The sequence below is a fragment of the uncultured Lacinutrix sp. genome, from assembly GCF_947500325.1.
Lineage (GTDB): Bacteria > Bacteroidota > Bacteroidia > Flavobacteriales > Flavobacteriaceae > Lacinutrix.
Map to the genome: position 1 here is coordinate 1 of NZ_CANMRQ010000102.1, position 319 is coordinate 319.

The following is a 319-nucleotide window of genomic DNA, read 5'->3' on the forward strand; positions in this document are numbered from 1 at the left end:
CAATAGATTTATCAGTATTAATACCAGGAATATACGATTACACTTACGATGTAGATGCGATTGGTACTTGTGATGATGCTTTAGTAACGGTTCAAGTTACAATCAACCCATTACCAAATACAGGCGTAGCAACACCAGTAGTTTTATGTGAGAATGATTTAGCAGCGAATTCACCATTAGATTTATTTGGACAGTTAGCCGGAAATGATTTAGGAGGTACATGGACAGATGATGATGCAACAGGAGCATTAACAGGAAGTAATGTAGATTTAACATTATTAACTATAGGTTCGTATAACTTTACATATAGTATTACAGA

At 34.5% G+C, this 319-nt stretch carries 1 protein-coding gene; it reads left to right on the forward strand.

Annotated features, from left to right (window positions below; genetic code table 11):
* A partial coding sequence (locus Q0997_RS20355) for a hypothetical protein (RefSeq protein ID WP_299892571.1) occupies positions 1–319 on the forward strand: 319 nt, incomplete at both ends.